Below are 15369 nucleotides of genomic sequence, written 5' to 3'. Positions count from 1 at the left end.
AAAAAACCTGTGGGGAATCCCACAGGTTTTTTTTGGGTTTTCCCATTTATTTAGAAGTTGGGACCTCCGGTATCCCACCATAGGCGGGTATTGATCTCATCCGGACCACCAAGTTTGGCGGTTGCGTCCGCAACACCTGAGGGGTTGTTCTGACGTTCACCGTTTATAAAAGGCATCCTTTTGATGAATTCTCCTGTAGGAACAACACCCCAGTCAGCATTACTACTGTTTTGGTATACTGGTGGCAGTTTAGGATATCCAGTTCTTCTGAAATCTACCCAAGCTTCCATTTCATTGGTGTAAGAAGCAATCCATTTTTGGGTAATGATTTTCTCCAACTTGATTTCATCGCTAGCAGCCTCATCCCACGCAATGGTGTTGGTGATCTGGTTGACAAAATCGTTGACGTCACCAGTCTCAACTGGATCATCATAATCAATGGGCAAACTGGCGTTATCAGCAAGATAAGCGTCTACACCACCGGCACCCCAAAGCTCAAAGGAGGCTTTCACTCCATTCTCGTAGTTGGTCTGTGCGTCACCGGCACCGGCCCAACCACGCAATGCGGCTTCAGCCTTTATGAAATGTACTTCATCAGCACTCAACAATTTACGCGAGGTAACTTTAGCGGGATCGTTAAAGTCAATGTCGATAGTGGAGAATGGAGTATGGTCATCCTTGGCAACAAGAAAGGCTCCATTACGGATACCTTTGTATGGCCAGTCTGGGTGATCGGCCACCAAAGATAAATCTGATACTGGATCGAAGAACGCATGGATCCTGGGATCTTGATATCCTACCAAAATGGATTCCATAGTGGCACTCATACGGGTATCATTCCACTCGAAGCAAATCTGTGCAGGGTGGAACTTGTTTCCATACAAGAAAATATTCATGTTATCCCCGTTAGTCTCAATCAATCCTACTGGATCGGCCAAAGCTTTTTCTCCTTGGGTCTTGGCCAAGGCAGGATCTACTTTGGAGATACGCATGGCCAAACGCAAACGTAATGAGTTGGCAAACTTGGCCCACTGGGACACGTCACCACCATACGTAGCATCAAAGGCACTAAGACCAGTATAGTCCGTATTGGCACTGAACTCGGCAATGATCCTATCCAAATCGCTGAAAAATGCAGCGTACAATGTAGGCTCACTGTCATAGACTCCAGGACCTTCGTTGCCATATTGCGTATAGATTACAGGCCCGTAAAAGGTTGTTGCCCTTGACATAGAGATAATCCTGATCAAGTTGGCCCATTCTGCGAACATGGTGTAGCCATCTGCTTCGGCAATATCAATCACCTGTTTGGCCGGAGCCATGATGTTATTGTACTGACGGTTCCAATACCCGTTCCACGTAATGTAGTAAGTGGTATTGTTCACATTCTGTACAAACACAGTGGGTTGCGCCAAGTGCTGGGCATATGAAGCATTGGTCAAGTTGTGGTCAACCTGATTACCAAAAATCTGGGCGAGCATTGAAGGATAATAAGCACCGACGTGGTTAAAATCCTGTTGCAATGACTCATTGGATATCTGGTAAGGGTTGGTGTTCAGGTCCTCGAAATTGTCGGTACATGAACTAACAGCCGCTACCAGAGTTAATAGATATAAAAACTTTTTCATACTGTATTTTTTAGAAAGTTAGTTTTAGGTTAAACCCATAGGTTCCTGTGGATGGCAAGTTAAAGTTATCCAAACCTTGTGCACTTCTACCCGTGTTCATCGCCAATTCAGGGTCAAATGGGGCATCTTTGTAGAAAAAGAACAGATTGTTTCCTATGAATGACAAACTAGCTGCTTTGAAAGGCAAACTTGAATTGGACATATCAAAGTTGTATCCAACGGAAAGCTGGCTCAATTTAATGTTGGTACGATCGTAGACATATGCCTCACCAACACCGTTCCTGTCACCGATAGCTCTATACCAAGATTCAGGATCAATACTAGTAATGGCGGTTCCAGTCTCATCATCAACAGCATTTATGGTTACCGATCCGGCATCACGTGCATCAGCAGTAACTTGAGACACACCATAACCATCCAACATGGCTTGGGTCTGGCTGAATACTTTTCCACCGAACTTGGCATTGATCAATGCTCCAAAAGAGAAGCGCTTGAAGGAAACACTGTTGTTCCAACCCAAGCTGAACTTAGGATCCAAATTACCAATAAGTTCAGGAAGATCTGATCTTCTTGGAGTACCGTTGCTCATTATGATTCGGCCTTGATCGTCCCTTAGGAACTTGTACACATAAAGGTCGTTGTATCTACCACCTTCAACAAGTCTTGAGAAGTATCCTTCAGAAGAACCTAGGTCATAGATTCTCTCATCATCCGGTCCTATATCAATCACTTCGTTTTTGTTGGAAGTGAAGTTCAAAGAAGAGTTCCACTCCAAGTCTTGTGATTGGATAGGAGTAGTGTTCAAGGTGATTTCAACCCCTGTGTTCTTGATTTCACCAGCATTGATAAATTCATTGGTAAATCCTCCTTCTCCGGATATTGTTGGAACAGAGATGTACTGATCTGTACTGGTGATGGAGTAATACGTGAAATCCAATCCTAGTCTGTTGTTGAACATTCTAAAGTCAAATCCTCCTTCAACACTGGTAATGATTTCAGGCTCGGCATCATAGAACGGTCTTGTAGTGTTCCTGCTTACACCGCCATTGGCTGTAATAGTATTTTGAGGGGCGATTCTGTTCCAAGGTATTTCGTTACCTACCTGGGTCCAAGATCCCCTAAGCTTGAAGAAGCTAACAGCTTCAGGCATAGTGAACATTTCACTCATAATGGCGGTAACACCAACAGATGGATAGAAGTATGACTCGTTATCCGTAAGTGCGAAGGTAGAAGCCCAGTCGTTACGTCCGGATAGATCCAAGAACAACATTTCCTTGTAGCCAAACTGTGCGTTCAAGAAAACCCCTTCTTTTACTACTGTTCCAGCAGTATTGGAACTTACGGGAACGTTGGTAGGAAGGTTTTGCATATAGAACTCGTTAGGATAAAGCAATCCAAGAGTACCTGTGTTTACAGAAACACCCAATCCGTACTCGGTCTCTTGGTGGCTGGCACCCAAAGAAGCGTTCAGACTAAGGTCACTGGTCAAATCGGTGTTATAGTTCAAGATAACATCGGTATAGATCAATTTATCCTCATACTTATTGTAGTTCCAAGCACCGTTTGGATGCACGTTGGTAGAGTTTGATGTTGCTGCATGTCTTTGCTCGGCCAAGACAGTTGAGTAGTCATAGTTGGCCCTAGCCTGAATGTTAAGGTTATCAGCAATATCATAGCTCAGGGTAAGGTTACCGATGAAACGGTCTCTCTTGTTCATCTGAGGCTGCTTGTTGATGATCCAATACGGGTTGGATTGGTGGTGATCCGAAACAAACCAGTTTTGGGACTCCAAGTTTCTTACAGGATCAAAAACTGAGTAATTTTCCTTGTAAGCACTGAAATTACGGTTTCTTGGGAAAAAGTAAATTCCTGTAAGTGGGTTTAGGTAATACCCTGAAGGCAATCTGTTGTGGCTACTTTCAAAGGCTCCAATAACGTTTGAAGTAATGGTCAACTTGTCATCAAACAATTTTGTGGATTGCTTGAAGGTAAAGTTGTTCTTCAAATACTTGTTATTTGGAGTAATACCTGAAGCACTGATGTTACCATAAGAAAAATACGCTTGGGTCTTATCGGTACCACCACTAACACTTACAGAGTTGAAGAAGTTGTGTCCTGTTTGGAAAAAGTCTTCAACATAATCACTTTCATAGTTACCTGGCGTAGTATCCCAGCTTTCTTTGGCGCTGCCAATAGCACCATACTTAAACTGTAGGTCTGGCAATTCCAAATAGTGCTCAAAAGTGTAGCTACTGTTAACGGTAACGGTAGTTTTTCCTTCAGCACCACTTTTGGTGGTGATCAATACAACACCATTGGCACCTTGGCTACCATAAAGTACAGCGGCATTGGCACCTCTAAGGATACTGATGCTTTCAATATCATCAGGGTTCAAAGCGGAAAGTCCATCACCACCGTCAGTACCACCCCACATACCGGGCTGGTTTCCTTTGTTGTTGGCCATTGGGATACCATCGATTACGAATAGAGGGGAACTGTCTCCACTAAGGGATTTGTTACCCCTAAGCAAAATTTTGGTAGAACCACCAGCACCTGAACTACTTTTCTTGATTTCAACACCTGCGGTCTTACCAGAAAGTGCGTTCATGAAGTTGGGGTCCCTTGTTTTGGTCAACTCATCAGACTTTACGGTCTGTTGGGCGTACGTTAGGGTTTTTTCCTGTCTCTTGATACCCAATGCGGTAACAACCACCTCGTCCAATTGGCTGGCGTCTTCCTGCATTACAATATCGATTGAGTTGGAGGCACCTACAGTGATACTTTGGGACAACATTCCCAAATAGGAGTATACCAAGACATCCCCTTGGGATACCTCAATGGTATAGTTTCCATCAAAATCAGTTTGGGTACCGTTGGTAGTTCCTTGCACCAAGATGCTCACCCCAGGCAAGGGCATACCATCTGAAGCTGCAGTAACAGTACCTGTCACTGTTTTTTGAACCACCTCTTTTTCCACAATTACAGGAGTTTCCTTCTTAGGTCTTGGGCTAACAGCAATAGTACTGTTGGTCCTTTTAAAATTAAGGGCGGCCTCCCGGCTTATTTGTTCCAACAGGTCATAAACAGAGTATGAACCTGAGGTAATGACGAGTTTTGCCTTTCTGTTGACATCTCTTTCGTCATAATTGAACTTGAAAGCCGATTGACTCTCAATTTCTTCAAAGACATCCAATACATCCACTTGCTTAGCGGAATTCCACTGGAGGTAAATGTCTTTCAAGCTTTGTGTATACCCCTCATTGGCCATTGCAAAATAGCAAAACACTAGTTGCAAAATAAAGATTCTTGAGAGCACAGCGATCGTTTTAGTTAGTTTAAATTTCATACTTTTACGTCGGTTTAGTTGATATATTTTTTAATTGAACTTTTGATGATAAGTTTGTCTCCATCGAAAGTGCCATTTTCTTTGGAGCAAACTTATTTTTACGTCGAGTTTTTCATTCCCATAGATTTAAAGTTTAAAGGTTTCAGTTATTAAAATTGATTGTTATTTTTCTTGAGTCTTTCTTGTCCATTTTAAAGGAAAAGCGCTCAGCATAAGCCATTTGTTCCAATACGCTTTCCAAACTTTCCGCCGGAAATTTTCCAGTATACGTAATGGCCCTGTTCAGGTTTCGTACCGAAATGTCCACATCGTACCAGTTTTCCAAGGTTTCCTTGACCTCCTTGAAGCTTGCTGCCTTAAATACCAATATCCTTTTGGTCCACTGATAAAAATCCATGTCGGGATAAGAGGATATGTCCAATTTACCGTCATGGGTATCATAAGTTGCCTTGCCTCCAAGGTCTTCAATGACTTTTGTGCCCGATTCGTCCGATATGACGGGGGAGACCAAAATTTTTCCGGTAACCAGTCCAACTTCAACTTTTTCTCCTTGTGGTGCCCTTATATTAAAGGAGGTCCCCAAAGCTTTGGTCAATAAACCATTGGAGTTGACCACGAAAGGTCTCGAGGGATCTTTTACCACTTCAAAAAAGGCCTCTCCTTCTAAAAAAATCTCCCTTTTGTGAACAAAACTCGAACTGTAGGAAACCCTACTGTTATTATTAAGGTATACGGTAGACCCGTCAGGCAGTGTGATTCTTGATTTTTGTCCCCGGAAATTTTCCTTTACAATAAGTTTTGCGGGACTGAATGTGGGAACAATCTCTGTGGATGAAGACCATTTCATTCCTATGGTCAGTGCTGCCATGATCAAAGCACAGGCAGCGGCTTGGAATGCCATAAGGGAACTACTTGTTTTCTTTGGTAAAATCTGCGTGTCCCTCTTTGCCAAAATGGATTTAAGGATTTCGCCTTGATCGATAAGATCTATATCTTCTGAAGAACGATATTTGAAAGAAAGGATGATTTCCCTTGCTACCAAGACCGTTCTTTTTTTGCACGGATTGGCAGCCAACCATTTTTTCCAGAAGAAATGGTTGGAAGGATTTGGCTTCAATACCCAGTTTCTAAACTCTGGGTCAGCCATGAAATCTTCCAATTCGTGTTCGTGATAATCCATAAACTTTGGCACTATATCTATATGACATCAAAAATTCTCAAATGACATCAAAAAAGATTAACTTTTTTTTAAAAAAAAATTCAAGATTCTGTTTTCTACGCAGATATGCTTTTGATTTGTTGAGAATCCGGTATATTTTTTAACACTAAAAATGGGTGTGGCGCGTAGAATGTCGAAACTGATTTTTCGGTTGATTGTGGAATTATTTAGCGACCAGTATATCGGCATTAACTAAGGTTTTTGAAAGTGTAGGGCAAGGTTTTGAAACAAGATTGACTATTGTTGTTTTACTGGAGCCTCAGCATATTTTTTTAACTCGGAAAGTGATCGGTACATCAAATTCCTCACGGCCCTTACACTGGAAAAGCCCATAACCTCCTTAATTTGGGAATACGAAAGCCCATTGTAATAGAAGTAATAAATTACCTCACGCTGTCTTTGGGTCAGTTTGTTCAGGGAATTTTGTATTAAAGTTACCTGTTCTGTATGAAACTGCTTGTTTACAAGTAAGCTTTCATGGGATGGGGTGACCAAAAAACCGAAAGATTCATTGGCTAGGTCAAAGTCCATCTTCTTATTCTTTTTCTTTTGTTTCTTTTGCTCGGTAATGATCTTGTTTCGGTAGCATTTAATTAGAAAAGCTTTTACGGATATTACCTTGTGTAGATCATGTCTCTTTTTTCTAATGGAAATGAAAGTTTCTTGAAGACAATCCTTAAGGAGGTCGGTGTCTCCTGAAAATTGCCGACCTAAATTATAAAGAGACTGGAAATAGTGGTTGTATATCTTAACAAAAGCAGACTCACTGCCGTCACAGAACAGCTTCCATTCCATGGCACAATCAAAAGACTTCGAAAAATCCTGAGAAGAACTTTTCTTATCATTATAATCGTAACCTTCCGAAATGCTATGTATTAATGACATTATGTTAAGAGGTTGATAATATTTTCCTAATATAGAAAAAAAAACGTAAGTCCTACTTTTTATAAGGGATTCATTTTGTGAAATATTTAACAGACCTTTAATGAGGGTATGGCAAAATGATTCAAGAGCCTTGATTGATAAGGCCTCCGGTAAATGGGAGGCCTTATCCAAGTGAGCAAAATAAATCTTTAGCAGGATGAAGATTTAACTTTTAGACCCACGAATTGAATGTAATTTCCTACAAATTTTAGGAAAGGTATAGTTGCATTTTCACTTTAGAAACCACCTAACGCAGGGACTGGGGAATGGTTTTTCGTAAATTAATGCAATTCCTCGCAAACAAATCCATTTTTCTGGAGGAGGGAAGAGATGGTAAGGGCTCCAATATTTTTGGTTTCGACCCGGAGAATGTTGTCACAATCCTCCAGGTCAAAATTCCATTCTCCATTCTTGTTTACCAGCTGATTTAACTTGGGTTTGAGCCTTTTTACCCCTTTTTGGTCAAGAACGGATGTTTTAAATACTAAAACGGTCTTCATATTATATAGGTGTCTTTAGTTCCTTTCCCAAAAAAATGGGGGCTCTATCCCTAAAGACCGCAGGTAAACATATGCTTGTCCACGATGGTGGATTTCATTGTCTATAAAATAGAAGATAGAAGATTGCACGGAACCTTCGTACTGACCAAATAGGACAATGTTCTCCTGAAAGCGTTCCAAAGTGATCTTGTTCCAAAGCTTGGTGATTTCTTCCGTGGATTTATCCCAGGCTTCAAGAACCTTTGCCTTACTGTTTCCGTGATCAAAATGTTCCTGAAGTTCTGTGGTCTTACCTGAAACAATTTCCTGAAGTCCCGGAACGGCAATACCCAAAAGCTCATTCACCATTTCCGAAAATGGACGCATCCCTCCAATGGAGTGCGTAAAGAGTTCTTTTTCTGGAAATGCTTCGATGACCCGGCGCGTGACCCTTCTGTGTCCTAGCCAATGTTCCAATAATTGGGAAGGGGTGATAAGCTGTGCTGTTTCTTTTTGTTGTTCCATTGTTTTTTCCATGATACATGATTTAGATTTTGATTGTGGAACCAAAGGTAGAAGCGGGATGTGACAGCCCTTTGTCAACAGCAAAAACACAATCAAAAAAAATGGTGCTGACATAGGGTTGTCATATCCCATACAGATTTTTGTAAGCTGCGAAGTTGCGCGCGCTCCTTGGAAATCCAGATACGGGCAGCTTCCATAAAATAGATTTTAAATCGAATTAAAATGAAATGGAAATGGTCTCCCGTCCTTGGATTGAAATCCTATCTTTGGGAGATAGCGCATTCAATTATGGGAATGGATACCGTAAAACGTTTTGATAGGATTGTGGCGATTTTGATTCAACTGCAATCCAAGCGTATCGTAAAGGCACAGGAATTGTCTGATCGCTTTGATGTAAGCCTGCGAACCATATATAGGGACATTCGTACCTTGGAGGCATCAGGTGTGCCCATTGTCAGCGAGGCAGGGGTGGGCTATTCCATCATGGAGGGGTACAGGTTACCTCCGGTAATGTTCACCCGTGAGGAAGCGGGGAGCTTTGTCGCTGCGGAAAAGCTCATGCAAAAGTTTACCGACAAATCCTTGGGGGCCTATCACGAATCGGCCATGTATAAGCTTAAATCGGTGTTGCGCGGAAGGGAAAAGGCTTGGGTGGAAACCTTGGAATCCCAAGTGTCCATTACGCCCGGAAAGGAACTTTTTAATGAAAAGGTGCCAAACGCCCTCGAGATTCTGTTCGAGAGCATTGCGGAAAAAAAGCAGGTCTTTTTACGATATGGGGCCCTTCAGACAGAAATACCGTCGGAACGGAAGATAGAACCCGTGGGACTTTTCAACGAAAATGAGTTTTGGTACATTTTGGGGTACTGCCATTTGCGGAAGGATTATAGATATTTCCGAACCGACAGAATCCACAGGATTGAACGTACACCGCTTGATTTTGTGTTGGAGCACGGCACCTTGGATGAGTACCGTCAAAAGGAAAAAAAACCACCAAAGACAAAGGTCAGGATATTGGTGGATAAAACCGTGGCCAGATACATACAAGGAAGCAGAAAACACTACGGTTTTGTTTCCGAAACCCCAAAAGGAGAGTTTGTGGAGATGACCTTTATGTCCATGGATTTGGAGAACGGTTTTGCCCGATGGTATTTGATGTTCGGGGATTTTGCCAAGATAGTTGAGCCGGAGGCCCTCAAGGAAAGAGTAGTGGAGCTGTTGAGAAAAAGCCAAGAAATGTTGGAGTGACAATCCGTGGTTTCCAAATGAGCAAGAATCGGGTTTTGGGGCGAAGGACTTCCCCATACTTTTGGTTTCAAATAGTATAGTTATGGAAACCCAGGCAGATTACAATTACAAACGAATAGCAAAGGCTATTGATTTTATCCGGGACCACTTCAAGGAGCAACCCACCTTGAATCAAGTGGCCGAGACCGTGCATTTGAGTCCATATCATTTTCAACGTCTTTTTACGGAATGGGCGGGCGTGAGTCCTAAAAAATTCATGCAGTATATCAGTGTTGAATATGCAAAACAGCTGCTGAAGGAACGACAGGCCACCTTGTTCGATACGGCCCAGGAAACCGGATTTTCGGGAACCAGTAGACTCCACGACCTGTTCATAAACATTGAGGGGATGACCCCGGGTGAGTTTAAAAATGGAGGCGAGAACCTGACCATCAATTATAGCTTTGCAGAAAGTCCATTTGGCCCTTTATTGGTGGCATCAACCCCCAAAGGAATTTGCCATATGTCCTTTATTCGTGATGAGACCCAGGCATTCGAAAGCCTGAAATCCAGATTTCCTAAGGCCAAGTATCATCAAATGTTGGACAAAAACCAACAGGATGGTCTATTTATCTTTCAGCATGACTGGGAGAGGTTGGACCAGATAAAACTCCACCTGAACGGTACCCCGTTTCAACTAAAAGTATGGGAAACACTCCTTAAAATCCCAATGGGGAATCTATCCACCTACGGGAGCATTGCACAAAAAATCAATCAGCCCAAAGCGTCCAGGGCTGTGGGAACTGCAATTGGAAACAATCCCGTTGCCTTTTTGATTCCCTGTCATCGGGTCATTCAATCCTCGGGCCAGCTTGGGGGGTACATGTGGGGACCTACCCGAAAGAGCGCCATAATCGGTTGGGAAGCGGCCCAAACGGATACCTCAAGCTAATTATAACAGAACCTATTGAAAAATGAACGATTTAACATCAAGAATCCATAAAGTGGACTGGTCCCTTGTGGAAGAAAATCTGCATGCCAACGGATATGCGCTAGTGCCCAATTTGCTCACTCCAAAGGAGTGTGAGGGGTTAAAGGAGCTGTACGGCAATCCTAGTGGGTACAGGAAGACCGTGGTCATGGAACGCTATAGGTTTGGATTGGGGGAGTATAAGTATTTTGACTATCCTTTACCCAATATGATTCAGACCCTTCGTGAGGCCATATACCCCCATCTGGTACCTGTGGCCAACCTTTGGATGAAAGTGTTGAAAATGGAAAAGATGTTTCCTAATGCCCATCAAGAACTGTTGGGGGAATGCTTGGAGCAAAACCAGTTGAAACCCACTCCCTTGATTCTCAAATATGGAGAAGGGGGCTTCAATACCTTGCATCAAGACCTGTATGGTGATGTATATTTTCCGCTTCAATTGGTATTTTTTTTGAGTGAACCCGGTGAGGATCATGAAGGCGGGGAATTTGTCTTGACCCAGCAAACACCTAGGGCACAATCAAAAGCAATGGTCTTGAGACCGAAAAAAGGGGATATGCTTGTGTTCACCACCAATTTTAGGCCCATACAAGGCCAAAAAGGGTACTACAGGGCAACTATGAAGCATGGAGTCAGTGAAGTTTCCCATGGGGAACGCTATACTTTGGGAATCATTTTTCACGATGCAATAAGTTGATATGTTGTACCACGCCCATCTGAAAGATTTTGAGGTAAGAAAAGGAATTAGGCAAAGAGAAATCACATATGCCGGCCATAGGAAGTTAAAGATTTATGGTACCTTGAAATGCGCATCGGGCAAACGCATGAAACGGGAAAACCGTATCTTTTTCAAAACCGGGAAAGAGGCCATTTCTTTGGGATATAGACCCTGTGGCCACTGTATGCGAACGGCTTTTAAAAAATGGAAAGATGAACCTGTTCTCCAACCAAAACAACCCTGACCAAAATTGGCTTCCCCATGATGGTATCGTTAACTATCATGGGTCCATTATGACGTATGATCGAGCCAATGCGTATTATAAAAAGTTGATGGATGCCATTGCTTGGAAAAATGATGTGGCCGTTATCTATGGCAAACGCATTGAGACCAAAAGAAAGGTGGCCTGGTATGGGGATCTGCCTTTTGAGTATACCTATTCCAATACTACCAAAAGAGCATTGCCGTGGACGCCTGAGCTTCTTGAGCTTAAAAAATTGGTGGAGGAACGCACTGGGGAAAGCTTCAATTCATGCTTGTTGAACCTGTACCATTCCGGCGAGGAAGGCATGGCATGGCACAGTGATGCCGAAAGGGACTTAAAAAAGAATGGAGCCATAGGTTCCTTGAGCTTTGGGGCGGAAAGAAAGTTCGCTTTTAAACACAAAACTACTAAGGAAAAGGTTTCCATTGCCCTGGAACATGGGAGTTTGTTGGTGATGAAGGGAACCACCCAGAGCCATTGGTTGCACCGCTTACCCCCCACCAAAATGGTGAAGACACCCCGAATCAACCTTACCTTCCGTACGATAGTAGATTTTGATGATGACATCCATTTTTGAACGGCACATCTAACCATTGTTTGAAATTTGTAAGTATCCCTTTGAAATATGTTGTTGTAAGGCATTGTGCCACAGCTGCGTTTGATAACAAATAACGTTTGTCATGAAAAACAAAAGTGTCATTGCATCAACGTGTTCGCTCCTGTTGCTCCTTCTGTTGTTTTCTGGATTTGTGAAGGGGCAGGAAGCCAAAAAAAGTCAGTATGGATTGAAGCCTTTATTTAGGAAGATTTAGGCTGTTTCTTCGTCTAAAAAAGTTATGGAATCCCATGGAAATCAATTTCAATGTTAATTTTTTATTAGATGTTTGATTTTTACAACCTATAGGTGATGAAAATTTTATAAATTCAATGGAATTTTTGAGACTATGGCAACATTTACACTGAACATCAACGGAAAAAAACAAGAGGTGGACGTAGACCCCTCCACGCCCATACTTTGGGTTCTTCGCGATCATTTGAACATGGTCGGGACAAAATTTGGTTGTGGCATCGCCCAATGTGGCGCCTGTACCATTCATCTGGATGGAACGGCCACACGATCGTGCATATTGCCGGTATCCAGTATCGGGGACAAGAACATCACGACCATTGAGGGGCTTTCCGAGAATGGGGACCACCCTGTGCAAAAAGCATGGTTGGAAGTGGACGTGCCCCAATGCGGGTATTGTCAGGCAGGGCAGATTATGACAGCATCGGCCTTATTGGAGAAGAATCCAAATCCAACAGACGAAGAAATTGAAACGGCCATGAACGGGAATATTTGCCGTTGCGGTACGTATCTCCGTATCCGAAAAGCTGTGAAAATGGCTTCAGAATCATAAACGAACCGGGCGAACATAAAACTACCACCATGACACTTGTAAAGACAAAAATAGGAAGACGATCATTCATCAGAAATACCGGTTTGGCCAGTGGGGGCCTCGTTTTGGGGTTCAATTGGCTGGCATCCTGTAAAATGACCCCGGAACAGGTCAACGCCATGCCCAAAGAATGGTTTGAACTCAATGGGTTTCTCAAGGTTGGGGATAATGGCATGGTCACCATCATGTCTCCCAATCCCGAAATAGGTCAAAATGTAAAGACCGCCATGCCCATGATCGTGGCCGAAGAGTTGGATGTAGCTTGGAAGGATGTTATTGTGGAACAGGCACCTCTGAACACGGACATTTTTACCCGTCAATTGGCAGGGGGAAGCCAATCCATTCGGCAAGGATGGGAAAGTTTAAGAATGACAGGAGCCACGGCCCGCCAAATGTTGAAAGAGGCCGCTGCCCAGACTTGGCAAGTTCCCGTGGATGAGATCACCACAGGGGAAGGCATGCTTCATCATGCGGCCAGTGATAAATCGGCCGGATATGGTGAAATGGCGTCCATCGCCGCAGGTTTGGAGGTTCCGGAAGAGGTATCGGTGAAAGAAATAAGCGAATTCAAAATCGTGGGTACAGACCGAAAAAATGTGGATGGTCCCAAGATAGTGACAGGAAAACCTTTGTTCGGTTTGGATATTCAACGGGAAGGAATGCTCACCGCCATGATTGTGCACCCTCCCGCATTTGGAATGAAATATAAATCCATGGATGCCACGGCAGCCAAGGCCATGCCCGGAATCAAGGATGTGTTTCCCGTTGTGGTGTATCCCGAAGATGCTGAAAAACAATGGTCCGATGGAGGAGCCATCGCAGAACAAGTGGCGATAGTGGGCAATAGCACTTGGGAATGTATGCAGGCCAAAAAAGCTTTGGATATAGAGTGGGAAGAGGCTTCTACTTTGGAAAACAGTGCCTACCATGATGAGGCGTTGAACCAATTGTTGGAAACTGCCCCCAAGGAAGCAGCACGTAAGGACGGTGATGTGGATAAGGCTTTCAAAAATGCCGCCAAAATTGTGGAAAGCGTTTATACCGCTCCCTTTTTGGCGCACAACACCATGGAGCCCATGAACTTCTTCGCCCATGTGACCCCGGAAAAAGCGGAGCTTTTGGGACCCATTCAGACGCCGGAATTCTTGGAAAAGACGTTGGTGTCCGTTTTGGGAATGCCGGCAGAGAAAATCGATATCATGATGACCCGGATGGGAGGGGGATTTGGTCGACGTCTATACGGAACATTTGCAGTGGAAGCCGCTGTGATTTCCCAAAGAATGCAAGCCCCCATTAAATTGGTATATACCCGTGAGGACGATATGACCCAAGGGACGTATCGCCCATCGTACAAAGTGCGTTATAAAGCCGGTTTGGATGATAAAGGCAATCTGATTGCTTGGCATGTAAGAGGTGCAGGAACCAATGACGACTTGATTTTTGAAAATCGTTTCCCTGCTGGGGCCGTGGATAACTATTTGGCCGAAAAGCATAGCTTACAGACCAATGTTACCACAGGCGCATGGAGGGCACCACGCTCCAACTTTATTGCAGGGGCAGAGCAAGCTTTTATGGACGAAGTGGCCGAGGCTGCAGGAAAAGACCCCATCGCCTTTCGTTTGGAGCTTTTTGATAGGGCGATAACCAACCCGGTTGGAGATCCAAAAAACAATGATTATGACCCAGAACGTTATGCGGGAGTCCTAAAATTGGTCCGGGAGAAATCCGGTTGGACCGGTGGGGCCAACAATGGTAAATCAAGGGGCGTATCGGCCTACTATTGCCACAACTCCTATGTGGCCCAGGTAATGGACTTGACCCTGGAGGGGGACAAACCTAATATCGATAAGGTATGGTGTGCGGTGGATTGTGGAATTGTAATCAATCCGTTGAGTGCCAAAAACCAAATTGAAGGAGGAATTGTAGATGGAATAGGGCATGCTACCTATAGTGCCTTGAGCTTCAGTAATGGCCAATCGGACCAAAAGAATTTTGATACATACCGTTTGATTCGGAATATGGAAGCTCCCAGGGAAATAGAGAGCTTTTTTGTGGATAACGGTATAGATCCAACCGGATTGGGTGAACCTTCATTGCCTCCGATCATGGGGGCTTTGGCCAATGCGCTATATCGTGCAACGGGTAGGAGGTATTACCATCAGCCTTTTATTAATGATAAACCACCATTGGTGGGCTGATAAGAAATACTTTTTAGTGGACTGTTTAATGGTATTGTAATCTATAGGAAAGAAGTTTTAGGTTTCAATATACTGAATATCAATATGGTATAGGGTCTAAAATTTTTTTATCAAAAAAATTGTTGTATTCATTTTTTGTTTATGTTTGACCCATGAATGAGACCCCATAAAGGGTCGCATTGCCTATACTTTGAAAGCTTTTTTCATGTTCGGGCTTTTGGGAATAAGGAAGTCTACCCAAAAAGCCGTCTTAGGGATAAGACACCGAATCTTAGGGCTGACTTCCGAAATGCACTCCGTAATCCGTGATTTCTCACGGAGACCTTTCTTTGTGGCCTATACCGTATTTGAATTTCGCATCTGAGAAGCTGTTCTCTTTCCATTCAATTTTTACCTATTAGTTTTTTAAC

General features: G+C 43.3%; 13 protein-coding genes. 7 read left to right on the top strand and 6 right to left on the bottom strand.

Annotation, left to right across the window (positions count from 1 at the left end):
- Positions 1-50: 50 nt before the first annotated feature.
- The 6 genes from DN53_RS02390 to DN53_RS02365 form a co-directional block, all read right to left on the bottom strand.
- On the bottom strand, positions 51-1628 hold the full coding sequence (locus tag DN53_RS02390) for a SusD/RagB family nutrient-binding outer membrane lipoprotein (RefSeq protein WP_129652814.1): 1578 nt from the start codon (positions 1626-1628) through the stop codon (positions 51-53).
- A 10-nt stretch (positions 1629-1638) separates the two neighbouring features.
- The gene (locus DN53_RS02385) at positions 1639-4869 is read right to left on the bottom strand and encodes a SusC/RagA family TonB-linked outer membrane protein (protein WP_207211063.1); all 3231 of its coding nucleotides are present in this window, start codon (positions 4867-4869) and stop codon (positions 1639-1641) included.
- Between the two features lie 247 nt (positions 4870-5116).
- Positions 5117-6154, bottom strand: coding sequence for a FecR family protein (locus tag DN53_RS02380; RefSeq protein WP_129652812.1), 1038 nt, complete (start codon positions 6152-6154; stop codon positions 5117-5119).
- Between the two features lie 276 nt (positions 6155-6430).
- Positions 6431-7078, bottom strand: a complete 648-nt coding sequence (locus DN53_RS02375) for an RNA polymerase sigma factor (protein WP_129652811.1) — start codon at positions 7076-7078, stop codon at positions 6431-6433.
- 320 nt (positions 7079-7398) lie between these two features.
- Positions 7399-7617, bottom strand: a complete 219-nt coding sequence (locus DN53_RS02370; RefSeq protein ID WP_129652810.1) for a hypothetical protein — start codon at positions 7615-7617, stop codon at positions 7399-7401.
- Positions 7618-7632: 15 nt separating this feature from the next.
- A complete protein-coding gene (locus tag DN53_RS02365) occupies positions 7633-8133 on the bottom strand; it encodes a DinB family protein (RefSeq protein ID WP_129652809.1) in 501 nt (166 codons plus the stop codon).
- Between the two features lie 276 nt (positions 8134-8409).
- Between DN53_RS02365 and DN53_RS02360 the strand changes: the two genes are divergently transcribed.
- From DN53_RS02360 to DN53_RS02330, 7 genes are all read left to right on the top strand, one after another.
- Positions 8410-9369: a helix-turn-helix transcriptional regulator gene (locus DN53_RS02360; RefSeq protein ID WP_242502070.1), complete on the top strand. Its 960-nt coding sequence runs from the start codon at positions 8410-8412 to the stop codon at positions 9367-9369.
- Positions 9370-9451: 82 nt separating this feature from the next.
- The gene (locus tag DN53_RS02355) at positions 9452-10300 is read left to right on the top strand and encodes a methylated-DNA--[protein]-cysteine S-methyltransferase (protein WP_129652807.1); all 849 of its coding nucleotides are present in this window, start codon (positions 9452-9454) and stop codon (positions 10298-10300) included.
- Between the two features lie 22 nt (positions 10301-10322).
- Complete coding sequence (locus tag DN53_RS02350) at positions 10323-11036, top strand: 2OG-Fe(II) oxygenase (protein ID WP_129652806.1); 714 nt, start codon at positions 10323-10325, stop codon at positions 11034-11036.
- A 1-nt stretch (position 11037) separates the two neighbouring features.
- Positions 11038-11301, top strand: coding sequence for an Ada metal-binding domain-containing protein (locus DN53_RS02345; RefSeq protein ID WP_129652805.1), 264 nt, complete (start codon positions 11038-11040; stop codon positions 11299-11301).
- A complete protein-coding gene (locus DN53_RS02340) occupies positions 11270-11899 on the top strand; it encodes an alpha-ketoglutarate-dependent dioxygenase AlkB family protein (RefSeq protein WP_129652804.1) in 630 nt (209 codons plus the stop codon). The genes DN53_RS02345 and DN53_RS02340 overlap by 32 nt, the downstream gene beginning before the upstream one ends.
- Positions 11900-12266: 367 nt before the next feature.
- Positions 12267-12722: a (2Fe-2S)-binding protein gene (locus DN53_RS02335; protein WP_116218087.1), complete on the top strand. Its 456-nt coding sequence runs from the start codon at positions 12267-12269 to the stop codon at positions 12720-12722.
- A gap of 29 nt (positions 12723-12751) precedes the next feature.
- Positions 12752-14959: a xanthine dehydrogenase family protein molybdopterin-binding subunit gene (locus tag DN53_RS02330; protein ID WP_129652803.1), complete on the top strand. Its 2208-nt coding sequence runs from the start codon at positions 12752-12754 to the stop codon at positions 14957-14959.
- The last annotated feature ends 410 nt before the right edge of the window (positions 14960-15369 follow it).

The organism is Flagellimonas olearia (assembly GCF_004150225.1).
Classification (GTDB): domain Bacteria; phylum Bacteroidota; class Bacteroidia; order Flavobacteriales; family Flavobacteriaceae; genus Flagellimonas; species Flagellimonas olearia.
This window is presented reverse-complemented; position numbering and strand designations above follow the sequence as displayed.

Coding starts and splice junctions, on each gene's coding strand:
- DN53_RS02365 (WP_129652809.1), bottom strand. CDS start 8,133: ATGGAAAAAACAATGGAACAACAAAAAGAAACAGCACAGCTTATCACC.
- DN53_RS02375 (WP_129652811.1), bottom strand. CDS start 7,078: ATGTCATTAATACATAGCATTTCGGAAGGTTACGATTATAATGATAAG.
- DN53_RS02390 (WP_129652814.1), bottom strand. CDS start 1,628: ATGAAAAAGTTTTTATATCTATTAACTCTGGTAGCGGCTGTTAGTTCA.
- DN53_RS02350 (WP_129652806.1), top strand. CDS start 10,323: ATGAACGATTTAACATCAAGAATCCATAAAGTGGACTGGTCCCTTGTG.
- DN53_RS02340 (WP_129652804.1), top strand. CDS start 11,270: ATGAACCTGTTCTCCAACCAAAACAACCCTGACCAAAATTGGCTTCCC.
- DN53_RS02355 (WP_129652807.1), top strand. CDS start 9,452: ATGGAAACCCAGGCAGATTACAATTACAAACGAATAGCAAAGGCTATT.
- DN53_RS02380 (WP_129652812.1), bottom strand. CDS start 6,154: ATGGATTATCACGAACACGAATTGGAAGATTTCATGGCTGACCCAGAG.
- DN53_RS02345 (WP_129652805.1), top strand. CDS start 11,038: ATGTTGTACCACGCCCATCTGAAAGATTTTGAGGTAAGAAAAGGAATT.
- DN53_RS02330 (WP_129652803.1), top strand. CDS start 12,752: ATGACACTTGTAAAGACAAAAATAGGAAGACGATCATTCATCAGAAAT.
- DN53_RS02370 (WP_129652810.1), bottom strand. CDS start 7,617: ATGAAGACCGTTTTAGTATTTAAAACATCCGTTCTTGACCAAAAAGGG.
- DN53_RS02335 (WP_116218087.1), top strand. CDS start 12,267: ATGGCAACATTTACACTGAACATCAACGGAAAAAAACAAGAGGTGGAC.
- DN53_RS02360 (WP_242502070.1), top strand. CDS start 8,410: ATGGGAATGGATACCGTAAAACGTTTTGATAGGATTGTGGCGATTTTG.